The 21,001-nt window shown below is 66.2% G+C and carries 19 protein-coding genes; 12 read left to right on the top strand and 7 right to left on the bottom strand.

The window, feature by feature from the left end; genetic code table 11:
* Positions 1-16 precede the first annotated feature (16 nt).
* Positions 17-1,423, bottom strand: a complete 1,407-nt coding sequence (locus tag ACZ5YD_RS02215) for a class II fumarate hydratase (protein WP_379740119.1) — start codon at positions 1,421-1,423, stop codon at positions 17-19.
* 91 nt (positions 1,424-1,514) lie between these two features.
* Positions 1,515-1,829, bottom strand: coding sequence for a BolA/IbaG family iron-sulfur metabolism protein (locus tag ACZ5YD_RS02210; RefSeq protein ID WP_379740122.1), 315 nt, complete (start codon positions 1,827-1,829; stop codon positions 1,515-1,517).
* 182 nt (positions 1,830-2,011) lie between these two features.
* Here ACZ5YD_RS02210 and ACZ5YD_RS02205 point away from each other — a divergent pair, with 182 nt between their 5' ends.
* The 3 genes from ACZ5YD_RS02205 to ACZ5YD_RS02195 all read left to right on the top strand — a co-directional run bounded on the left by ACZ5YD_RS02205 (position 2,012) and on the right by ACZ5YD_RS02195 (position 3,899).
* Complete coding sequence (locus ACZ5YD_RS02205) at positions 2,012-2,350, top strand: cupin domain-containing protein (protein ID WP_379740125.1); 339 nt, start codon at positions 2,012-2,014, stop codon at positions 2,348-2,350.
* A gap of 97 nt (positions 2,351-2,447) precedes the next feature.
* Complete coding sequence (locus ACZ5YD_RS02200) at positions 2,448-3,002, top strand: halocyanin domain-containing protein (RefSeq protein ID WP_379740128.1); 555 nt, start codon at positions 2,448-2,450, stop codon at positions 3,000-3,002.
* 126 nt (positions 3,003-3,128) lie between these two features.
* On the top strand, positions 3,129-3,899 hold the full coding sequence (locus ACZ5YD_RS02195; protein ID WP_379740132.1) for a helix-turn-helix domain-containing protein: 771 nt from the start codon (positions 3,129-3,131) through the stop codon (positions 3,897-3,899).
* A 58-nt stretch (positions 3,900-3,957) separates the two neighbouring features.
* Here the strand turns inward: ACZ5YD_RS02195 and ACZ5YD_RS02190 are convergent, their stop codons facing one another.
* Together ACZ5YD_RS02190 and ACZ5YD_RS02185 are read right to left on the bottom strand one after the other, a co-directional pair.
* Positions 3,958-4,998 carry an amidohydrolase family protein gene (locus ACZ5YD_RS02190; RefSeq protein ID WP_379740135.1) on the bottom strand — a complete coding sequence of 347 codons (1,041 nt, stop codon included), beginning with the start codon at positions 4,996-4,998 and terminating at the stop codon, positions 3,958-3,960.
* A gap of 99 nt (positions 4,999-5,097) precedes the next feature.
* Complete coding sequence (locus ACZ5YD_RS02185) at positions 5,098-6,327, bottom strand: HD domain-containing protein (RefSeq protein ID WP_379740138.1); 1,230 nt, start codon at positions 6,325-6,327, stop codon at positions 5,098-5,100.
* Positions 6,328-6,476: 149 nt separating this feature from the next.
* Between ACZ5YD_RS02185 and ACZ5YD_RS02180 the strand changes: the two genes are divergently transcribed.
* The gene (locus tag ACZ5YD_RS02180) at positions 6,477-7,076 is read left to right on the top strand and encodes a metal-dependent hydrolase (RefSeq protein WP_379740141.1); all 600 of its coding nucleotides are present in this window, start codon (positions 6,477-6,479) and stop codon (positions 7,074-7,076) included.
* A 46-nt stretch (positions 7,077-7,122) separates the two neighbouring features.
* Here ACZ5YD_RS02180 and ACZ5YD_RS02175 read toward each other — a convergent pair whose 3' ends face one another.
* Both ACZ5YD_RS02175 and ACZ5YD_RS02170 read right to left on the bottom strand, forming a co-directional pair.
* The gene (locus ACZ5YD_RS02175; RefSeq protein ID WP_379740144.1) at positions 7,123-8,889 is read right to left on the bottom strand and encodes a glutamate--tRNA ligase; all 1,767 of its coding nucleotides are present in this window, start codon (positions 8,887-8,889) and stop codon (positions 7,123-7,125) included.
* Positions 8,890-8,949: 60 nt separating this feature from the next.
* Positions 8,950-9,408 carry a universal stress protein gene (locus ACZ5YD_RS02170; RefSeq protein WP_379740147.1) on the bottom strand — a complete coding sequence of 153 codons (459 nt, stop codon included), beginning with the start codon at positions 9,406-9,408 and terminating at the stop codon, positions 8,950-8,952.
* Positions 9,409-9,579: 171 nt separating this feature from the next.
* Here ACZ5YD_RS02170 and ACZ5YD_RS02165 point away from each other — a divergent pair, with 171 nt between their 5' ends.
* From ACZ5YD_RS02165 to ACZ5YD_RS02150, 4 genes are all read left to right on the top strand, one after another.
* Entirely contained in the window at positions 9,580-10,581 is a 1,002-nt protein-coding gene (locus ACZ5YD_RS02165; protein WP_379740150.1) for a Bug family tripartite tricarboxylate transporter substrate binding protein, read from the top strand.
* A gap of 78 nt (positions 10,582-10,659) precedes the next feature.
* On the top strand, positions 10,660-11,163 hold the full coding sequence (locus ACZ5YD_RS02160) for a tripartite tricarboxylate transporter TctB family protein (RefSeq protein ID WP_379740153.1): 504 nt from the start codon (positions 10,660-10,662) through the stop codon (positions 11,161-11,163).
* A 37-nt stretch (positions 11,164-11,200) separates the two neighbouring features.
* Complete coding sequence (locus ACZ5YD_RS02155; protein WP_379740156.1) at positions 11,201-12,685, top strand: tripartite tricarboxylate transporter permease; 1,485 nt, start codon at positions 11,201-11,203, stop codon at positions 12,683-12,685.
* 841 nt (positions 12,686-13,526) lie between these two features.
* Positions 13,527-15,065, top strand: coding sequence for an ATP-binding cassette domain-containing protein (locus ACZ5YD_RS02150; RefSeq protein ID WP_379740159.1), 1,539 nt, complete (start codon positions 13,527-13,529; stop codon positions 15,063-15,065).
* 153 nt (positions 15,066-15,218) lie between these two features.
* Here the strand turns inward: ACZ5YD_RS02150 and ACZ5YD_RS02145 are convergent, their stop codons facing one another.
* A complete protein-coding gene (locus tag ACZ5YD_RS02145) occupies positions 15,219-16,628 on the bottom strand; it encodes an ABC transporter substrate-binding protein (RefSeq protein ID WP_379740162.1) in 1,410 nt (469 codons plus the stop codon).
* 231 nt (positions 16,629-16,859) lie between these two features.
* On the opposite strand from ACZ5YD_RS02145, the gene ACZ5YD_RS02140 reads away from it, so the two are divergent.
* From ACZ5YD_RS02140 to ACZ5YD_RS02125, 4 genes are all read left to right on the top strand, one after another.
* The gene (locus ACZ5YD_RS02140) at positions 16,860-17,759 is read left to right on the top strand and encodes a branched-chain amino acid ABC transporter permease (protein ID WP_379740165.1); all 900 of its coding nucleotides are present in this window, start codon (positions 16,860-16,862) and stop codon (positions 17,757-17,759) included.
* Positions 17,756-18,817, top strand: coding sequence for a branched-chain amino acid ABC transporter permease (locus tag ACZ5YD_RS02135; protein ID WP_379740168.1), 1,062 nt, complete (start codon positions 17,756-17,758; stop codon positions 18,815-18,817). The genes ACZ5YD_RS02140 and ACZ5YD_RS02135 overlap by 4 nt, the downstream gene beginning before the upstream one ends.
* Positions 18,810-19,808: an ornithine cyclodeaminase family protein gene (locus tag ACZ5YD_RS02130; RefSeq protein WP_379740171.1), complete on the top strand. Its 999-nt coding sequence runs from the start codon at positions 18,810-18,812 to the stop codon at positions 19,806-19,808. The genes ACZ5YD_RS02135 and ACZ5YD_RS02130 overlap by 8 nt, the downstream gene beginning before the upstream one ends.
* 90 nt (positions 19,809-19,898) lie before the next feature.
* A complete protein-coding gene (locus ACZ5YD_RS02125) occupies positions 19,899-20,864 on the top strand; it encodes an NAD-dependent epimerase/dehydratase family protein (protein ID WP_379740184.1) in 966 nt (321 codons plus the stop codon).
* Positions 20,865-21,001: the final 137 nt, after the last annotated feature.

Here is a 21,001-nt window from a genome sequence, read left to right as displayed (position 1 = left end):
GTTTTGTGTCCGTCGCTCAGTCGTCTCCGAGTATCCCGCGGTGGGTCATCCGCTCGGGATCGAGCACCTCGTCGGCCTCCTCCTCGGTGAGGTAGCCCTCCTCGACGGCGACCTCGCGGACGGTCTTGTCCTCGGCGAGGGCCTTCTTTGCGACCTTCGATGCCTTGTCGTAACCGATGGCGGGGTTGAGCGCCGTCGCGAGCGCCATCGAGCGGTCGACCTGCTCGGCGCAGTACTCCTCGTTGGCCTCCAGCTTTGCGACGAACTTCTCGCCGAACGTTTCCACGGCGTTGGCGAGCAGCGCCGCGGACTCGAGGAAGCTGTGGGCCACCACCGGCTTGTAGAGGTTCAAGTCGATCTCGCCGCGGGCGGCGCCGGCGGAGATCGTCGCGTCGTTGCCGATCACGCGCTTGTGGACCTGGTTGACCGATTCCGCGACGACCGGGTTGATCTTGCCGGGCATGATCGACGAGCCGGGCTGGTTCTCCGGCTGTTCGATCTCGCCGAGGCCGTTTCGCGGGCCGGAGGCGAGAAGCCGGAGGTCGTTCGCGATCTTGTTCATCGATCCGGCGACCGTGCGCAACGCGCCGTGGGCCTCCGACATGGCGTCGTGGGCGGCCTGCGCCTCGAAGTGGTTGTCGGCCTCGCGGAAGGTCGTGTTCGTCTCCTCGGAGATGTACTCGGCGGCGAGTTCCGGGAACTCGGGGTGGGTGTTGAGGCCGGTCCCGACCGCGGTCCCGCCCAGCGCCAGCTCGCGAAGGTGCAGCTGGACGTCGCCGACGCGTTTGATCCCGTGTTCGATCTGCGAGCGGTAGCCGCCGAACTCCTGACCGAGCCGGATCGGCGTCGCGTCCTGGAGGTGGGTCCGTCCGGTCTTCACCACGCCGTCGAACTCCGCTTCCGCCTCCGAGAGGGACGTATGGAGGGTCTCGAGGGCGGGAACGAGGTCCTTCTCGAGCGCCTCGAGCGCGGCGACGTGCATCGCCGTCGGGATGACGTCGTTGCTCGATTGGCCGTAGTTGACGTGGTCGTTCGGGTGGACCACGCGGTCGCCGATCTCCGCGCCCGTGATCTCGGCCGCGCGGTTGGCGATGACCTCGTTCGCGTTCATGTTCGAGGAGGTCCCCGACCCGGTCTGAAAGACGTCGACGGGGAACTGGTCGTCGTGTTCCCCGGCGATGACCTCGTCTGCGGCCTCGACGATCGCGGCCGCGACGTCCTCCTCTATCAACCCGAGATCACGATTCGCGCGCGCGGCGGACTTCTTGACGATGCCGAGCGCGCGGACGAACCGCCGCCCGAAGGTGATCCCCGAGATGGGGAAGTTCTCGACCGCACGCTGGGTCTGGGCGCCCCAGTAGGCGTCCGCCGGCACCTGCATCTCTCCGAGGCTGTCCGATTCGATCCGGTGATCGTCTTCCATGCCCATGGGTTCTCGCGTGGAGCGCGTAAAAGCTACTGAAAGCCGCTGACGTCCCCGCCGATCGTTGTTCGACACCGTCTCCGCCCCGACGTCACTCCTCGACCGGGAGGTGTCCGGCCTCGCGAAGCCGATCGTCGAGGGCGCCGTCGCCGCGGTCGGCGTACTCCGAGGGCGTGTAGGTCTGCATCTCCATCGCGTGGATGTCGGTCGTCATGTGCTCGTCGAGGGCGTCGTAGACGCGCCGGTGTTGGGCGACGAGCGGTTCCCCCTCGAAGGCGGGCGAGACGACGACCGCCGCGTAGTGATCGTCCTCGTCCTCGTCGTCGTGAACGCGCGGGCGCGTCACCGCGGCGACTGCGTCCGGGATCTCCGCCTCGATCAGGTCGGCGATCGCGTCGAGTTCCATATCGGACTCCGCGGGCGCCGCGGTAATAAGGACCGTGCTACCGAAACGGAGTCCGACGACCGATCGAGCGTGGTTCGACCGATCGGCGATGCGATGAACGTGCCGTCGAAGCGGCGATCGGACGGCCTCGAAGCGGCGATCCGGCCGAGCGATTTAAGTATCGACGACGGCCCCCTATCGACATGGAAATCGTGACCGACGAAGACGTCGATCCGGTGGAGGCGGTCGAGGGCGTCCACTTGACACAGGAGGCCGCCGGCGACAGGATAAGCGTCCAGGGCTACTACTTCGAGCCGGGCTCGGAGGTCCCCGAACACAGCCACGAACACGAACAGGCCGGAGTGATCACCGCCGGGACCCTCACGTTCGTGATCGAGGGTGAACGACGGCTCGCCCACGAGGGCGACTCCTACGTCATTCCGGGCGGGGAAACCCACGCCGCCATCAACGAACAGGACGTCCCCGTCGAGGGGTATGACCTCTTCTCGCCGCCGCGTCTCGATCCCGACTGGCAGGAGTGACGCACGCCACGCGAGCGAACATGTTCGCAGGGGGTTTCCAGCGGCCGGGAATCATCGCGGACCCTATCCCCTCCCACCGGGTAGTACCACTCGTCCCATGACCGAACGCGAACGCACGCTCACGGACCGCACCCTGGACCGCCGAACGTACCTCGCCGCGACCGCGTCCGTCGGGGCGACGATGCTCGCCGGCTGTTCGGGCGGGAGCGGCGACGGCGGGAACGGTGGAAACGGTGGCGGCGGGAACGGCGGAAATGGCGAGAGCGGTGGTAACGGTGGCGGCGGGAACGGCGGCGGAGACGAGTACCTCTCGGAGGAGCCGAACTACGACGGCTGGTTCGAGGGCGTCAGCAACTACGAGGGCACCCTCGACCGCCGCGACGCCGACAGCGTCACGATCGAAGTCGGAGCGGGCGACGGGCTCTCGTTCGCTCCGCCGGCCGTCGCCGTCTCGAGCGACACGACGATCGTCTGGGAGTGGACCGGACAGGGCGGCCAGCACAACGTCGCCGCCGACGGGGGCGAGTTCGAGTCGGAGACGACCGGCGAGTCCGGCCACACCTTCGAGCAGACCCTCGATCCGGGCACCTACAAGTACGTCTGTACGCCCCACGAGGCCGTCGGCATGAAGGGCGCCATCGTCGTGGAGTGACGGCCCCCTTCGTCGAATGAAGGGCGCCGTCGCCGTCGAACCGACCCGTAAATACTTACCAACACGAACACATCGGCCGATAGCGACACTCGATCGCAGGACGCTCGATCGAAGGGAGGACGAAACATGACACAGGCTCGCCTCGTCGTCGAGATGCCCGAGGGACCGTGGGTCGCGGACGTCTCGCGGGCCCATCCCGACGCCACGTTCCAGGTACTCGCCGCGCTTCCGGGCGACGGACCGGGATTCGCGCTCGTGTGGATCTCCGCGCCGGACCTCGACGCCGTGCTCTCGGACATGCACGACCACCCCGTGCTCTCGGAGCTGTCGGTGATGCAGCGGACCGAAAGCGAGGCCACCGTGCAGTTCGAGACCTCCGCGCCGATGCTACTGATCGCCGCCAAGCGGTCCGGAATCCCCATCGAGATGCCCATCGAGATCCGCGACGGGGAGGCGACGATCGACGTGACCGGGGCCCACGACCGCCTCTCACAGCTCGGCCGCCAGTTTCAGGAGCTGGACATGGACTTCCGCGTGGAGTACATCCAGGAACGGCTCCAGCCGAGCCAGATACTCACGGAGAAACAGCGGGAGCTGCTTCTCACGGCCGTCGAGTGCGGCTACTACGACACCCCCCGCGAGTGCTCGCTGACGGACCTCGCGGAGACGGTCGGGATCGCGAAATCCACCGCGAGCGAGACGCTTCACCGCGCCGAGGAGGAGGTCATAAAACGGTTCGTCGACGACCTCCCGCCGCGAGTCGACGTCGATCCGGCAGCCGACACGACCGACGAGGACGGGGCGGTCGACGAGTCCGACGCCGTTGACGGGGACGAAGCCGACGACGAGGGTACCGAACCGGCCGGGTCCGAACGGAACGTGAACCCGGAGGCCTGAGGACGAATTCGTCCGAATCACCTACAACACGACGCCGTTGGACGCCCACGACACGGCGCTATAACACGACGCGTTCGACGTCGCCGTGACCGGCGCGCCGGACGACGGCGCGGACGAGGTCCTGCACGCCGGCGAGGTTGTCCGAGTCGCCGTCGAGCACCAGGAGCTTGCCGTCCGCACCCTCCTCGATCACCCCGCAGTCGAGGCCGGCGATCTCCGCGCCGTTGACCGTCGCCATCCGGAGGACCGCCGCCGCCGGAACGTCCGCCAGCTTGGCCGCGAACTCCATCTCGCGGAACATCGACGGCGAGTTCAACATGACGTTGTCCGTTCCGAGCGCGACGGTCGTCCGTTCAGCGAGCTCTCGGATCGGCGGGACCCCCACGTTCGTGACGAGGTTCGACCGCGGACAGACCACGACCGGCGTGTTCCGGTCCTCGATGCGGTCGAGGTGAAGCTCTCCCGCGTGGACCATGTGGACGAGGAAGTCCGGATCCAGGTCGATCGCCGGGTTGACGTCGAGGTCGTCACGCTCGCCGGCGTGGATCGCGAACGGCTTTCCCGCCTTTCGGGCCGCGTTGCGCGCCTCGTCGAAGTCGCCGTCGCGGGCGCCGGAGGCACCATACCCGTCCGCGACCTCGAGGACCTCGCTCCCGCCACGACCCAGGATCACCGACTCGACGTCGCGCGCCCCGATCGACTCCGCACCGCCGCGTCCGGCCAGGGCGTCACGGAGCGCGGCGACGCCCTCGCGGCCGCCCTCGCGGAACTCGAGGAACGCGCCCGTTCCGGTCGACTCCATGAATCGGAGCGACCTGGCCATGGCCTCGACCGTCTCCTCGCGGCTCGCCGACCGGAGGAGGCGGTGCTTGAGCCCGTCCGGCGGCGCGACGAGCTCGTCGAGCGAGAGGCCGCCGCCCGCCTCCTTGGCGATCGAGTCGCCGATGTGGGTGTGGGCGTTGACGAACGCGGGCACGATCACGTCGTCGCTTTCGGTCTCGACCTCCTCGATGGCGACGATCTCGCCGTCGGCGATCACGACCCGTCCCTCGACCGGCGTGAACTGTCGGCCGCGGAGGATCGTCCCTTCGACGTGCATACCCGAGGAGACCACCCGGCGTGGCTTGAAGGTCACGACCCGTGATCGGCCGGCGAGTCGAACGGTCCGCGGGCCGAGTCGAACGGTCGGTAAGGGGAATCACTCGGACTCGAACTCGTCGAGCGTGGCGGCCATGCCGTGGCGGACGTCGCTGACGAGCGAGTCCACGTCCAGTTCGAGGACGTCCGCGGCCGCTCGCCCGACGCGGTCCGTGAGCGGCTCCGGACAGTAGACGCCGAGGCGCCACTGGTTGTGCTGGGCCGTCCGCAGCGCCGAGACGAGCGGCGACTGTTCCTCGAGACGTCGGATCTCGCCGTTGACCGTGACGCGCGAGGTCGACTCGCGCATCGATGGCTCCGGCGGAACGTCGAGGATCACCGCCCGTTCCCGCTCGACTCCGGCGATCGACGCGATCTCGGTCTCGAGCTCTCGGACGCGCTCGTGATCGGCGTCGTGTATCTCCTCCGGGACGTCGTCGTATTCCGCCCACATGGCCCGCTTGTAGAGGTCGCGCTCGTCGAGCCGGCGGACGAGGGGACGCGTCCCGTCGTTGGCGCGCAACGCGACGAGCAGTTCGGGGTCGTCCATCCGGCGGACTGCCTCGGCCGTGACGTCCGGCGCCCGGAGGAGCCGCGCCGTCGCCCGGCGCAACATCGCCTTCGAGATGCGGGCGACGTGATGGGTGTAGACGACCGGGTTCATGAGCGCACGCGCGAGAAGTAGACTCTCCGCGGTCTGAACGTTTCCCTCGTCGAGCACGAGGGTGTCGTCGCGGAAGGTCAACTCCCGGACCAGCCGGCCGGTGTCGATGGTTCCGTAGGGGACTCCCGTGTGGTGAGCGTCGCGAACGAGATAGTCCATCCGGTCGACGTCGAGCTCGCCGGAGACGAGCCCGCCGTATCGTCCTTCACCCGCCACGAGGCCGGCGACGCGATCCGGATCGAGGCCGTGATCGCGAAGCACGTCACCGACGTCGCCCGCCGCGAGCAGCTCGTCGACGTCGTCGTGGTACTTGCCGGTGTGTCGATGAAGCAGCGACTCGACGTTGTGACTGAAGGGCGCGTGGCCGACGTCGTGGAGGATCGCGGCCGCCTCGATCCGGTCGGCCCGAACCCCCTCGATGCCGAGGTGGTCGAGCGCGCGGCTGGCGAGGTGATACACCCCGAGGGAGTGTTCGAACCGGGTGTGGTTCGCGGAGGGATACACGAGCGTGACGGTCCCGAGCTGGGAGACGCGCCGGAGGCGCTGGATCGCGGGCGTATCGAGGAGGTCGGCGGCCACGCCCTCGATCCGGATGTGGTCGTGGACGCTGTCCTTGATCGTGACCATACGCGCGTTTCGTCGCCATCGCTTATAAGGCTCGGCGCCGGTCGGGAGGCGTCGCCATCGACCCGGAGACGGAACCGTCGATCCGATGAATGACGACGATCGGTCCCGACAGATTCATACATATCTGTCGTGTCCATAAGGACGTAATGATGCAGACGACCCACGCGATCGTCGGGATGGCGATCGCGGCACCGATCGCCGTGATCGCCCCCGAACTCGCGGGGATCGTCCTCCTCGCGGGGCTCGTCGGCGGGGCGGCGCCGGACCTCGACCTCTACAGGGGCCACCGACGCGCGCTCCACTACCCGGTTGGATACCCGATCGCGGCCGGGATCGCGGCGGTCGCGGCGGTCGTGTCGGCCACGCCGACGGCGGTCGCGCTTGCGGTGTTCCTCGCGGCCGCCGCGGCTCACTGTCTGATGGACGTCCTCGGCGGCGGGCTTGAGCTGAGACCCTGGGAGGGGCGCGACGATCGGGGCGTCTACGACCACGTCCGCGGCCGGTGGATCGCGCCGCGGCGGTGGATCAGATACGACGGATCGCCCGAGGATCTCGGGATCGCGACGGCGGCGGCCGTTCCCGTCCTCTTCGTCGCCGAGGGCGTCTTCGCCGCGATCGCCGCCGTGCTTCTCGGCGTCTCGGCCGTCTACGTCGCGGTGCGTCGCCGGCTTCCGGACATCGCCTCGGCCATTGCGGCACGAGTGCCGGCGTCCGCCCGCAAGTGGGTGCCGGAACGATACTTCGAGTGAACCGGGACGGGAGCGAACACGAGGTCCCTTCCGACACGCGACACCGCTACGGGTGCGCGTAGTAGACGACCAGGTCCTCCCCCCCGTTAGGACCGTACTCCTCCGGTGCAGGGTCGGGATCGAACTCGTCGATCCGCACGAATCCGACGCGCTCGAACTGGATCACGTCGTCGATCGACAACTCCGCCACGCCGGGTTCCGCATACCCCGCAACGTCTCCGTCCATCGTTCGCATCGTCGTCTCGAGCGATTCAGCGACCGGCGCCCAGTGGACGACCGAAACGCCCTCCTCGCGGACGGCCGTGATGTCGTCGCCGGCGTATTCGAGGGCTTCCTCGTCCGCGTCGTATCGGACGCAGCCGAACCCCTTCAACCAGACGCGTGCGCCGTCCTCGGGGAGGTCGGGTTCCTCGAGGTACACGGCGCCCGCGGGGATGGTGCGCGTCCCGCGGTCGTCGTGGTCGGGGTGCAACGGGGGATGGCCGGCGTCCGGGCCGCCCCGCACGTCGAGTTCGACCGCCGGCGCCTCGGGACGGTCGCGGACGAGGAACCGGCGGTCCGCCTCGTCGTCTATCAGATCGCGGTTGTTCGCGTAGACGGCGGACATCGCGAGGTCCACGTCGGAGGTCGACATCCCGAGTTCGACCATCGCCTCGACGATCGCCGACCCGCGGATGCCGCGACGTCGAAGCGATCGGAGCGTCGGCGCACGCGGGTCGTCCCACCCGGTCAGCTCGCCGGCCTCGATGAGCCCCTTGATCGTCGAGGTGGAGATCCGGACGTCGTACTCGTCGAGTTGCACGTGGCCCCAGTGGAGCACCTCCGGGTACTCCCAGCCGAAGTAGTCGTAGACGAACCGCTGGCGTTTCGCGGAGTCCTGGAGGTCGATCCCGCGGATGATGTGGGTGACGCCGGTGAGGTGGTCGTCGACGCCCGACTGGAAGTCGAGCATCGGCCAGCAGTCGTAGTCGGCCGCCTCCTCGCGGGGGTGTGCGGCCCCGACGAGACGGAAGGCGACCCAATCGCGCAGCGCGGGGTTCTTGTGCTCGATGTCCGTCCGGACGCGAAGGACCATCTCGCCCGGCTCGTACTCGCCCGCGATCATCGCCTCGAACTCCTCGTGGACCGTTTCCGCGTCCTTTCCGCGGTGGGGACACGCCTCCGCGTCGGCCTTCAGCTCGCTGAACGTCTCGGCCGGACACGAACAGGTGTAGGCCCCGCCCAGATCGATCAGCTCGCGGGCGTGGTCGTAGTAGGTCTCGACGCGGTCGGAGGCCCTGAGCACGACGTCGGGCTCGAACCCGAGGTACTCGACGTCCTCGAGGATCGCGTCGTAGGCCTCGAGGTCGGGACGCTTCGTCTCGGGGTCCGTGTCGTCGAACCGGACGATGAACTCGCCGTCGTACCGCTCGGCGTAGGTGCCGATCACCGAGGGCATCCGAGCATGGCCGATGTGCCAGGGGCCGTTCGGATTGGGGGCCGCCCGCATCACGACCTCGCCGTCCTCCGCGTTCGGGAGGTCCGGAAGCGCGTGATCGTCCGTCTCGTCCTCGGCCTCGAGCTCGTCGAGGCGCTCGGGAGCCAGCTCCGACAGGCGGTCGCGGCGTTCGGCGGCGTCCATCGCCGCGACGCGGTCGACGATCGGCGCGACGACGCCGGGGATCTCGTCGCCATGCGGCCGGAAGTCGGGGTTCGATCCCATGAGCGGCCCCATGATCGCGCCCACGTCCGGGTCGCTCTCGTGTTTGAGCGCGTTGAACAGCGCAGCCTCCTCGGCGGCCGCGGCCACGCGCTCGCGAAGGTCCTCGTCCATTGCGCTACGGTTTCTGCGGACGGCTCAAAAACGTCGCGGAACCACCTGCCGAACGATGGCTCACTCCTCGGACACGGAATCGTCCGCCGCCTTCGACCTCGCGACCGTCACCACCGGTCGAGTCGACTCGAGGAGGATCTCCTGGGCGGTACTCCCGAAGAGCGCCTTTCCGATCGGCGATCGCCGCCGGCCGCCGACCACGATGTACCTCGCGTCCCGCTCGTCGGCGTACCGGAGTATCTCGTCGGCGGGGAACCCGACGAGTCCGACCGCCGTGAACTCGTCCGTAACGGCCGTCCCGACGCTTTCGGCGTGAACACGCGCGCGCTCGTCGTCATCCATCTCGAGGGGGTCTCTGGAGCCCTCGGACGCATCGAGACGAACTCGCTTCGTCGTCTCGTACTGTCCGGCGACGTGGACGACGTGCAGCTCCGTTCCGAACCGTTCGGCGAGTTTGGCTCCCTCGGCGACGACGTGCTCGGCGTCGTCGGACCGGTCGATCGCTGCGATGATCGTCATACCGTCCTCTCGGATAGCAAATATATAAACTATCGGGAGGGTCCACGATCCGTCGATCGATACGCGTTCGATCACGCTTCTCGACGAACGCTGTCGAAGCGTTTCCCGTACGGGGGAAAGGACCCACGTACGAAGGAAAGAATAAGTACCCCCCACGATAACGGATCCCATATGGTCGATAACACCATAATAGATCGTCGAAGATTCATCCAGGCGACGGGAACCGGAGCCGCGCTCGCGACGACCGGTCTCGCCGGGTGTACGGACGCGATTCCGGGCGGGGAAGAGGAGTTCCCGAATCAGGACATCGAGATGATCTGCCCGTGGTCCGAGGGCGGCGGAACGGACCAGACGGGACGCCAGTTGGCGAGCGGCGCCGAGGAACAGCTCGACGTCTCCGTGTTCGTGAGCAACCAGACGGGTGGTACCGGGAGCGTAGGGTTCAACGCGACCGCGAACGCCACGCCGGACGGTCACACCGTCGGAATCCTGACCGTCGAGCTCGTCACGATCGAGCATCTCGGGGTCGCCGACGTCAACCACGAGGACGTGATGCCGATCATGCAGTACAACTTCGATCCGGCGGCGCTCACGGTCCCCGAGGACGCCCCCTACGACACCCTCGGGGAGTTCATCGACTACGCCGAGGACAACCCGGGCGAGATCAGCGTCTCGAACTCCGGACCCGGCGGCATCTGGCACCTCTCGGCCGCCGGTTTCGCCCAGGAAGCGGGTATCGAGCTGGACCACGTCGGTTATAACGGCGCCGCACCCGCCACCGAAGCCGTCCTCAACGGCGAGGTCGAGGCGACGACCTCGAGCGGTGCGGAGGTCGCCCCGCAGGTGCTCGACGGCCCGCTCAAGACGCTCGCCACCTTCGGCGAGGAGCGTCTCGACATCATGCCCGAGGTACCGACGCTCATCGAGGAGGACGTCGACTTCACGATGGGTGCCTGGCGCGGCCTCGGCGTCCCGAACGACACGCCCGAGGACCGAATCGACACGCTGTACGAGACGTTCTACGACGTCTACGAGTCCGACGACTTCCGGGAGTTCATGGACAACAGCGGGTTCGGACTCATCCACCGCGACACCGAGGAATTCGGCGAGTTCATGCAGCAGTCCTACGAGGACTTCGGCGAACTCATCGACAACCTGGATCTGCAGGGATAGCCCGACGACCGTCGACGGCGGGGCCGATCCGGCGACCGCCGTCTTCTTTACCGTACCCATGACACTACACGATATGACATGACGCTGAACATCAGATATACCGACGAGATCGGCGGCGCAATCCTGCTGTTCTTCGTCGCCGTGATGTACCTCTACACCGAGGGATTCCCGTCCGGGTTCGGAAGCACCTCTCCCGCGTTCTTCCCGCGGGTCATCGGCGGACTGATCGCCGTCTTTGCGATCGCCCAGATCGTGAGGGGAATCCGTTCCGAGACGGTCCAGACTCGCGAGATCGAGCGGTCCGTCCTCGTGACGGTCGCCGCCGCGGCGGGCTTGGTCTTCGGATACGTGGTGTTACTCCCGTTCCTCGGGTTCCTGATCGCCACGATCGCGTTTTTGATCGTCAGCATGCACTTTTCGGGGGTCGAACGGACCCGTCGCTCCGTTCCGGTGGCCCTGATCGTGACCCTTGTGTTGTTCTACATCTTCGATCGGTTCCTCCGCGTGCCGCTTCCGGAGAACCCGTTCGTTCCGATCAGCCGGCTGCTTCCATACCTCTACGGCGGGGTGGGACTGGCATGAGCCGGGATGGGACGAACGGTCAACACGGGAGGCACCGATGACGGTCGTCGGCGGGATCATGGAGGGGCTGTCGCTGGTCCTCCAGCCGCTCCCGTTGATCCTGATCGTCGTCGGCGTCCTGATCGGGATCGCCATGGGCGCGATCCCCGGCATGACCGCGACGATGACCGTCGCCGTCCTGGTCTCGTTCACCTTCGGCATGAACCCGACGGAGGGGATGATGCTCCTTCTCGGGATCTACGGCGGCGCGCTCTTTGCGGGGTCAATCCCCGCGATCTTGATCCGGACGCCCGGGACCCCGAGCGCGGCGGCCACGATATTCGACGGGTTCCCGCTCTCCCAACAGGGGAAAGGCGGGAACGCGATCGGGATCGCGACCGTCGCCTCGTTCGTCGGGGGCGCGACGAGCGTCGTGCTCATCACGTTCATCTCGCCGCAGATCGCGGAGTTCGCGCTCCGGTTCCGGTCGCCGGAGTACTTCGCGCTCGCGTTCTTCGGGCTGACGATCATCGCGAGCGTCAGCGGCGACTCGATCGCGAAGGGGATGATCACCGGGCTGCTCGGGATGTTCATCGCGACGATCGGGCTCGACCCGACGACCGGCTATCCCCGCTTCTCGTTCGGCATTCCGGTGTTGACCTCCGGCGTCCAGTTCATCGCCGTGATGATCGGCCTGTTCGGGCTCGCGGAGGCGTTCAACCGGTACCGCGAGGGGCTCGACGAGATCGACGTCGAACAGGACGTCTCGAACATCATGCCGAGCATGGGTGACCTCACGGAGATCCGCAACGTGGTGTTCTCCTCCAGCATCATCGGCACGTTCATCGGGGCGCTGCCGGGCGCCGGCGGGGACATCGCCTCCTTCGTCACCTACAACGAGGCCAAACGGTGGGCGAGGAACGCGACGCCCCCGTTCGGCGAGGGGAACATCCGCGGCGTCGCGGCCGCGGAGGCCGGGAACAACGCGAGCACCGGCGGCGCGCTCGTGCCGACGCTCACGCTCGGAATTCCCGGCGACTCGGTGACGGCGATCCTGATCGGGGCGCTTTTGGTACACGGGATCCGTCCCGGACCGGGGCTCTTCGAACAGGAGACCGGATTGGTCTTTTCGATCTTCATCGGGTTCTTCTTGGTGTACGTCTGTATCCTCATCCTCGGACTGCTCGGCGCACACATGTGGGTTCGGATCATCAACTTCCCGCCGCAGTACCTCTGGCCCGTGATCATCGTGTTGTGTGTCGTCGGTTCGTTCGCCCTTCGTGGAGGGATCTTCGACGTCTGGACGATGGCGCTCGCCGGACTGCTCGGGTTCGTGATACGGATGGACGATTACCCGTTGGCACCCATGGTTCTTGGACTCATCCTGGGTCCGATCGCCGAACAGAACCTGCGTCGATCGCTACAGCTGTCGGACGGCTCCATCGACATCTTCCTCGCGAGCCCCATCGCGATGGCCATCCTCGGCCTGTCGGTGATCTCGCTGTTCTCGCCGTTCATCGCCGAACGAGTGACCGGAAATTGACGCATCCGGGCGATCGGCGTTCCACCGATCGACGTTCCACCTTCCGATCGACCGGGGTTCGACCTTCCGACCGATCGCGCCCGTTGATCCGACCGATCGCATCTGGCAGTCCGACTGATCGGGTTCGACGTCGATACCCACCTTTACACTACTGATCGACGAACGTCGTAATAATTCTGACGGGAGACTCGTTCACCGTTCGGGAGGTCGACGTCAATAGTGGGTTTATAGGTCCTCATCCGGCGAAAAAACCGAATACCACTCATACTCATGTTATTTTAACTATCTACACATGCAATATATTACGTCGATCAACGAACTACCGGGCGATCAATAGTATTTGTTAATGACGAAAAAAGCCATTCGTAATCGATTCACTTCGACGGGAGCGTTCGATCTCGTTCCAGATACTTACAGAACTATTTTTGTAATTCCCATCGCCTTCCGGGGCATCTCGTCGATTCGTGCGTCTCCGTACCCGGAGGCGCACCGTATCGGTCGTCCCACGAGCGACCCGGATCTCCAGGTTCGAGTGTTCGATCGATCGTTACAAAAAGCCGATTTCGTATTATCGTTCAATATAAATCAGCTATACCCGGAGATATTGTGTATATATTGTATTTTTCCAGCATATACGATTTTGATTCAATAGATAACCAATAAATCTGTTTTATATCTAATTTGACTCTCCCAAAACACGTGTCGCGGTTCTCGGTCGAGAAAGATCACTCACACGTCGTGTCCTCGAGAAGGCGGAACCGGGAACGCCCCGGGATCTGACGACAGGCGCGCGCCTGTCGGCCAGGGTTTATATAGGATGGCCGAGAATCGGGAGGTATCAATGAGTACGGCTGATTCGACACCCAGATCCGAGTCCCGGGAGCGCGAGTCGGAGCCGATCCTGGAGACGACCGATCTGACGAAGAAGTTCGGATCGCTCGTCGCCAACGACGGGATCGACTTCTCGGTCACGGACGGGGAGATCCGCGGACTGATCGGTCCGAACGGGAGCGGGAAGTCGACCTTCTTCAACACCGTCTCGGGCTTTTACAAGCCGACGTCGGGCACCGTCCGGTTCAACGGGACCGACGTGACCGGGTGGAAGCCGTACGCGATCGCCCGCGAGGGGCTCGCGCGAACCTTCCAGATCACTACGCCGTTCGAGGAGATGACGGTGCGGGACAACCTCCTCGCGGTCCCGAACGACGACGACGTCGATTCGCGCGAGCGCGCCGCCGAGATCCTCGAGTTCCTGGAGATCGACCACCTCGCCGACGATCTCGCAGACGAGATGAGCGGCGGCCAACAGAAGCTGTTGGAGCTCGCGCGCATCCTGATGCTCGACCCCGACTGCATCATGCTCGACGAGCCCACCGCCGGCGTCAATCCCGCCCTCCAAGAGCGGATCCTGGATCACATCCGCGAGATGAACCGGCAGGGGACGTCGTTCGTCATCGTCGAGCACGACATGGACATGATAAAGCAGATCGCCGACACGGTCACCGTCTTCGACCAGGGACGGGTCATCGCCGAGGGAGCCTTCGACGACGTGAAGGGCGATCCACGCGTCCGTGAGGCGTATCTCGGCAGCGCCGACGAGTCCGAAAGCGCCGAGTCGATCCTCGAGGATGCGTCCGCGGACGAGGGGACGGCGACTCCGGCGGATACCGGCGACCGACTGGTCGCCACGGACGTGGTGACCGGCTACGGCAAACACGAGGTCGTCCACGGCATCTCGATGGAGAGCCGCCCCGGCGTCACCTGCATCTTCGGTCCGAACGGGAGCGGGAAGTCGACGATGCTGAAGTCGTTGAACGGGCTCGTTCCGGCCTGGTCGGGCAGCGTCGAGTACGGCGACGTCGACCTCACGGAACTGGCCCCGCGTGAGATCGCCCGAAAGGGCGTCGCCACGCTACCCCAGGAGGGCGGCGTGCTCGGCGACTTGACCGTCAAGGAGAACCTGCGGGTCGGGGCGTTGAACGTCCTCGACGACGACGAACGTATCGAGGAGAACTACCGGACGGTGCTCGAGGAGTTCCCGATCCTGGAGGAGAAGCTCGACGACAAGGCGCGCTCGCTTTCGGGCGGCCAGCAGATGATGGTCAGCTTCGGGCGCGCGATGATGCTCGACGCCGACGTCTACCTGCTCGACGAGCCGACGGCCGGGCTCGCGCCCTCCCTCGTCGACGACGTCTTCGATCTCGTGCAGGTCCTCGTCGACCAGGGCTCCCACGTCATCCTCATCGAACAGAACGTGCGAGCCGCGATGCGGATCGCCGACTACGTCTACATCCTCGCGCAGGGCGACCTCCAGTTCGAGGGGACGCCGAGTTCCCTCACGAACGAGGACGAGCTGATCGACCTGTATCTCGGCATCTAAATCCGGTTCGCGGTCGGGATTTCGGCTGCTTCGACATCACGCTTTCTCACGTTGGGCGTCCACGCCGACCGTCGCCAAACGTGGCTCCGGTCGCTCGCGACGACGTCGACTGAAGCCGCAAAAAAGACCGAACGTCGAGAATCCCTCGAGGCGTTACTCCTCGGTGTAGTCCGGCTGGGGGATGTTCGTCACGTCGATGCCCTCGAGGCGCGCCTCCTCGGGGAAGATGGAGTAGAGGTCCGGCGTGCCGTCGGTGACCTCCGGGTGCCAGATGTCGTCGTCGTAGGTGTCCTCCTGCCACTGGTGGCCGACGACGCTGATGCGTTCGTTCTGTTGGGTCTCCTCGTTGAAGCTGACGCCCCACGAGGTCGCGCTGGTGTTCAGCTCGCGATCGAGGGCGAACGCCTCCTCGCGGATGGTGTCGAGGTCGTAGGAGTCGGCGTTCTCCATCACGTCGAAGAGGACGTTGGCGCCGAAGTAGTTCGCGAGCGAGTGGCCCGAAAGCGGCGGGTCGCCGAACTCGTCGGCGTACAGCTGGACGAACTCCTCGATGCCGGGCGCGAACTCGGGGTTCGTGTTGTACTGGGTGAAGTCCTCGTTGAACACGCCGAGGGCCGTGTTGTCGCCGACGTTCTCGCGGTAGGTGGTGAGCGAGTAGCCGCCGCCGTTACCGACGGCAGCCGGGATGAACACGTCGAGGTTCGAAAGCTGGGTCCAAAGCAGGTCGATGTCGGCGTCGTAGCCGGTGTGGTTGAGGACGTCGACGTCCGCCTCGCCGAGCCGCTGGACCGCGGAGGAGAGGTCGGAGGTGTCGGCCTCGTACTCGATGTCCTCGACGACGTTGAGTCCGAGGTCCTCGGCCGCGCTGCGCGCCGAGTCACCGACGGCGTTGCCGTACTCGCCGCTCTCGTACATGATCGCGACGTTGAGGTCGGACGGATCCGTATCCAGAGCCGGCGCGATGACGTTCGCCGTGAGGTCCATCCCGTCACGCCCGAAGAAGCTCGCGGGCGCACACGTTCGGAACGTGTTGTCCGCCCCCTCCTCGGTGATGCTGTCGGCGACGGCGCCGAGCTCCCAGTAGGGCAGATCGTAGGTCGAAGCACGGCGCGAGGACGCCGCGGAGATCGTACTCGAGTAGCTTCCGACCGTGACCGGGACCTCCTCGACCGTGGCGAGGCTCTCGACCGCGCTCACGCCCGCGTCGGCGTCGGGCGCGTCCTTGGTGACGAGCGAGACCTCCTCGCCGCTTATGCCGCCGTTCGCGTTCCGCTCCTTGACGGCCAGTTCCACGCCCCGAAGGCTCTCCTCGCCGAGCTGTGCGAGGCCGCCCGAAAGCGGGAACAGCGCGCCGACGCGAACGCCGTCGGCGTCGCCGTTGCCGTTTCCGCCGCTCGTCCCGCCGTTGCCGTTTCCGCCGTTTCCGCCATTCCCGTTGCCGCCACCGCCGTTGCCGTTTCCGCCGTTCCCGCCGTTTCCTGTACATCCCGCGAGGCCGACGGCGAAGCCGGCACCACCGATCGTCTTCACGAACGTACGCCTACTACTGTTGGGGTTTGGCATACCACATAATTCTTAACCCACAATACATATAGTTATCGCACTGGACGTGACGAGCGGTCGGTGACGGCGACGCGAAACCGGGATCGTTCGGGATCGAGGAGGCGATCGGCATCGAATGGACATCCGATCGAGGACGCCAACGCCGTCGTGATCGCCGCGGACGTGACGGCGCGTCGCGATCGGCGCCGACGTAACGGCAATTTATTTAAGCGGCCGTCTGAATCTACCCCTATGGTAGATTTACTCATACGGGCGGTGTCATACGGCATCCTCACCGGTGGGATCTACGTGCTCGTGGCCGTCGGGCTGACGCTCATCTTCGGCGTGATGGACGTCGTCAACTTCGCCCACGGGGCGTACCTCATGCTCGCGATGTACGCGACCCACGTTCTGTGGTCGACCTTCGATCTCAATCCGTTCGTGGCCATACTGGTCGTCGCGCCGTTGTTCTTCGTCTTCGGCGCGGTGAGCTATCGGGTGCTCATCCACCCGATAATGGGCCGATCGATGTTCGCGCAGATCTTCGTCACCGTCGGCATGATCTGGGTCTTCGAGAACGTCGCGCTCTACGTCTTTAGCCCGACCCCCGTCCGGGTCCGCGGGCTATACGGGCGCCTCGAGTTCGCCGGGGTTCCCTTCGAGGAGGTCCGTGTCTACGGGTTCGCGATCGCCGTGGTGACCACGATCCTGTTGTACGCGTTCCTGTATCGAACCACGACCGGACTCAACATCCGCGCCACGGCCGAGTCCTCCGACATCGCGGAGCTGATGGGCATCGACGTCGACCGCATCTACATGTTGACCTTCGGGCTGGGGATCGCGCTCGTCGGCGTCGCCGGCACGATCACCGTCCAGCTCGACTCGGCCGAGCCGACCGTGTGGTCCTACTACGTGCTCATCGCGTTCGTCATCGTCGTCCTCGGCGGGCTCGGAAACGTCACCGGCACCCTGCTCGCGGGACCGCTCATCGGGATCATCGAGTCGCTCGCCGGGCTGTACCTGAGCCCCTCGATGGGTCCGCCCATCTACTACGCCATCTTCATCGCGATCCTCGTGCTTCGTGCGACCGGCCACATGGACTCGTTCACCGCGAGACTTCGTAGCCTGAAGTCAGGAGGTGTCTCCGGATGAGCACCGACTCGCGCGGCCGGTTCGGCTTCGAGGGCGTCCTCGACGCGCTCGGACACCCGCGGGTGTACCTGCCGCTTTTGCTCGCGGTTGGGCTGCTTCCGCTCCCGCGGTTCGTTCCGTCGTTTTACGTACACATCTCCATCCTCGTCTTCCTCATCGGATCGTGTGCGGTGGCCTGGAACATCATCGGCGGGTTCGGCGGCCAGTTCTCGCTCGGGAACGCGATGTTTCTGGGCATCGGCGCCTACGCGACCAGCATCCTGATCATGACCCACGGGATGAGCGCCTGGGTCGGGATGGGCGTCGGGATCCTCCTCGCGGTGCTCGCCGCCATCGTCGTCGGCTATCCCTCCTTCCTGCTCACCGGCCACTACTTCGCGCTGGCGACGATCGCCGTCGTGGAAGGGCTGTGGTACCTCGCGATCCACTTTTCGGACCTGACCGGCGGATCCGCCGGTCTCTCCGTCTACGGCGACCCGGGATGGACGACGCTCATCTTCCCGAACCGGGCTCCGTACTTCTACCTGGCGTACGCGCTGTTCCTGGGGAGCATCGCCGTCTCCATCTACATCCGCTACTCCCGACTGGGGTACTACCTGCTCGCGATCCGCGAGAACCAGCAGGCCGCCGAGTCGATCGGGATCAACACGACGCGGTCGAAGATATACGGCTTCATCATCAGCGCGGTCATCACCTCCATCGCCGGCAGCCTGTATGCGGTCTACATCCAGTTCCTCTCGCCGGGCGCGACGTTCTCGCTGGATCTCTCCATTCAGTTCGCGCTCGCGACGCTCATCGGCGGGATCGGGACGATCGCCGGCCCGATCGTCGGAACGCTGCTTTTGATCCCGCTTGAGGAGTACGCGACGACGGTCCTCGGCGGCCAGTACGGCGCGCTCAGCTACATCGGCTACGGCGTCGTGTTGATCCTCTTCATCATCTACGCGCCCGAGGGGCTCGTCGAACGCCTCCGGTTCGTCGGCGACCGGATCGAGTCGGCCGCACCGAACTTTTCATCACGGTCGGAGCCCACTGCTCGAGAGGAGACCGATGACTGACGTACGATTCCTCACGAGCGAGGACGTGACCGGACTCGCAACGGTGACCGAATACGTGGACGCGGTTCGCGACGCCTATCGCCAGCGCGGCGAGGGCGCGCCCGCAAAGCCGCGAACGAAGCTGAAGAACGAGGACCCCGCCGGCATGATGACCGGCTACCTCTCGATCCTGCCCGACTCCGGCGTGATGGGCGGATACATGTACTCCGCGGGGTTCGGCGCCGGCGACGCCTGGTTCGTGACGCCGCTTTTCGACGCGGAGTCGGGCGCGCCGAAGGCGCTGCTCGACGGCGCCAGCATGAATCCCTTTAAGACCGGCGCCACGGGCGCGGTCGGCGTCGACGCGCTCGCGCGTGAGGACGCCACCGAGCTGGGGATCGTGGGCGCGGGTCCGCAGGCGCGCGGCCAGCTTCGCGCGATCGCGACCGTGCGCGACTTCGAGACGGTCCGGGTTTACTCGCGGACGCCGGAGAGTCGCGAGGCGTTCGCCCAGGAGATGGCGGAGTTCGTCGACGTCGAGATCGTTCCCGTCGAGACGAGCCGCGAGGCGGTCGCGCCCGTCGACGTCGTCGTCACGGCGACGAACGCCTCCGAGCCGGTCGTCGACGACGAGGACGTCACGCCGGGGACACACATCACGGCGATGGGTCAGTACGACCCCGGCGTCCGCGAACTCGAGCCCGAAACGATCGCGCGTGCGACGTACGTCCCCGACCTCCGCGAGCGCGCGTTCCAGGACGCCGGATCGTTCCTCCACGCGCTCGAGGAGGGGCTCGTCGACGATGACCACGTCCACGCCGAGTTGGGCGAGGTCGTCGCGGGCGAGGCGCCGGGTCGCCGGTCCGACGACGAGATCACCGTCTTCGACAGCGGGGGAACGGGCGTCGAGACCGTCGCCGCCGCGAAGCTCCTCTACGACCGTGCGGTCGAACAGGACCTCGGAACGTTCATCGAGCTCTCGCCGGCGAGCGAGGCGCTCACCGGCCGGTAGGGTCGGACCCCGTTTTCGCCCGGGCCGCGGTCGCTGCGACCCCGCCCGCGGGCACAACGATTATGTCCCCCTCGGAACCATCTCCAGGGGATGACGACAGGAGAGACGGTCCTCGTTACCGGCGGTACCGGTTTCATCGGGGCCTACACGGCCGCCGACCTCCTCGATCGCGGCCACGAGGTGGTCAGTTTCGACATTCGAACGGACTCCGAGCCGCTCTCGCGGCTCGACATCGCTGACGACGTACACACGATCCGTGGGGACATCACGGACGCGACCGCGGTCTTTCGCGCGATCGAGAAGACGGACGCAACGCGGATCGTCCATCTCGCCGCGCTTTTGACGAACCGGACCCGGGACGATCCGCGGGCCGCGATCGACGTGAACGTCACCGGGACGAACACGATGTTCGAGGCCGCACGAACCTTCGACCGGATCGAGCGCGTCGTGTGGGCCTCGAGCTCGGCGGTCTATGCGCCCCCCGAACACTACGAGGGCCGTCAGGTGACCGAGGACGACCTGGTGCGTCCGGCGACGCTCTACGGCGCCGCGAAGGCCTACAACGAGCGGCAGGCGGAGGTCTATCGCGAGGACCACGGGGTCTCCCACGTCGGGTTGCGCCCGACGCTCGTCTACGGACCCTATCGAGAGAGCGGAAGCGCGACCTCATTCACCCGCGTGATCGAGGGGCCGGCGCTCGGCGAGTCCGTCGAGATCGGTCCCGCTGACGCGGTCTTCGACTGGCAGTACGCCACCGACGCGGCACACGCGTTCGCGACGGCGGCGTTCGTGCCCGACGAGGTCATCTCGTGGCCGGCCTACAACGTCTGCGGGACCCAGGCCACCCTGGCGGACGTCGCCGACGTCGTCCGCGACCTGCTTCCCGACGCCGACATCGAGGTGACGGCGGAGGGCGAGTGTCCCTGGACCCACACGATGGACGACTCGGCGGCGCGCGCCGACCTCGGCTACGACCCCGACTACGACGACCTGCGGAAGGGCGTCAAACGATACGTGAACGTGCTCAGGCGGGACAACGGTCTGGAGCCGGTCTGATCGAACGGTCCCATCCCGACCAGGCGAACGGCGCCGAACCGACCAGTCGAGCGCCCTCGTTCCGACCTGATCGACGGGACGTTCGATCGACGGGACGAGGAAAAAATTCGAAACGCGAACTACGAGGGCGGGACGGC

The organism is Halopenitus salinus (assembly GCF_055397165.1).
Note: the sequence above shows the minus strand (reverse complement) of the source record. Positions and strands in the feature narration are given on the sequence as shown.

Bases quoted from the DNA above. Each gene is read 5' to 3' on its own strand.
- ACZ5YD_RS02190 (WP_379740135.1), bottom strand. From the start codon at position 4,998: ATGCACGTCGAAGGGACGATCCTCCGCGGCCGACAGTTCACGCCGGTC.
- ACZ5YD_RS02200 (WP_379740128.1), top strand. From the start codon at position 2,448: ATGACCGAACGCGAACGCACGCTCACGGACCGCACCCTGGACCGCCGA.
- ACZ5YD_RS02160 (WP_379740153.1), top strand. From the start codon at position 10,660: ATGACGCTGAACATCAGATATACCGACGAGATCGGCGGCGCAATCCTG.
- ACZ5YD_RS02165 (WP_379740150.1), top strand. From the start codon at position 9,580: ATGGTCGATAACACCATAATAGATCGTCGAAGATTCATCCAGGCGACG.
- ACZ5YD_RS02170 (WP_379740147.1), bottom strand. From the start codon at position 9,408: ATGACGATCATCGCAGCGATCGACCGGTCCGACGACGCCGAGCACGTC.
- ACZ5YD_RS02130 (WP_379740171.1), top strand. From the start codon at position 18,810: ATGACTGACGTACGATTCCTCACGAGCGAGGACGTGACCGGACTCGCA.
- ACZ5YD_RS02150 (WP_379740159.1), top strand. From the start codon at position 13,527: ATGAGTACGGCTGATTCGACACCCAGATCCGAGTCCCGGGAGCGCGAG.
- ACZ5YD_RS02195 (WP_379740132.1), top strand. From the start codon at position 3,129: ATGACACAGGCTCGCCTCGTCGTCGAGATGCCCGAGGGACCGTGGGTC.
- ACZ5YD_RS02175 (WP_379740144.1), bottom strand. From the start codon at position 8,889: ATGGACGAGGACCTTCGCGAGCGCGTGGCCGCGGCCGCCGAGGAGGCT.
- ACZ5YD_RS02205 (WP_379740125.1), top strand. From the start codon at position 2,012: ATGGAAATCGTGACCGACGAAGACGTCGATCCGGTGGAGGCGGTCGAG.
- ACZ5YD_RS02155 (WP_379740156.1), top strand. From the start codon at position 11,201: ATGACGGTCGTCGGCGGGATCATGGAGGGGCTGTCGCTGGTCCTCCAG.
- ACZ5YD_RS02145 (WP_379740162.1), bottom strand. From the start codon at position 16,628: ATGCCAAACCCCAACAGTAGTAGGCGTACGTTCGTGAAGACGATCGGT.
- ACZ5YD_RS02210 (WP_379740122.1), bottom strand. From the start codon at position 1,829: ATGGAACTCGACGCGATCGCCGACCTGATCGAGGCGGAGATCCCGGAC.
- ACZ5YD_RS02185 (WP_379740138.1), bottom strand. From the start codon at position 6,327: ATGGTCACGATCAAGGACAGCGTCCACGACCACATCCGGATCGAGGGC.
- ACZ5YD_RS02215 (WP_379740119.1), bottom strand. From the start codon at position 1,423: ATGGAAGACGATCACCGGATCGAATCGGACAGCCTCGGAGAGATGCAG.
- ACZ5YD_RS02140 (WP_379740165.1), top strand. From the start codon at position 16,860: ATGGTAGATTTACTCATACGGGCGGTGTCATACGGCATCCTCACCGGT.
- ACZ5YD_RS02180 (WP_379740141.1), top strand. From the start codon at position 6,477: ATGCAGACGACCCACGCGATCGTCGGGATGGCGATCGCGGCACCGATC.
- ACZ5YD_RS02135 (WP_379740168.1), top strand. From the start codon at position 17,756: ATGAGCACCGACTCGCGCGGCCGGTTCGGCTTCGAGGGCGTCCTCGAC.
- ACZ5YD_RS02125 (WP_379740184.1), top strand. From the start codon at position 19,899: ATGACGACAGGAGAGACGGTCCTCGTTACCGGCGGTACCGGTTTCATC.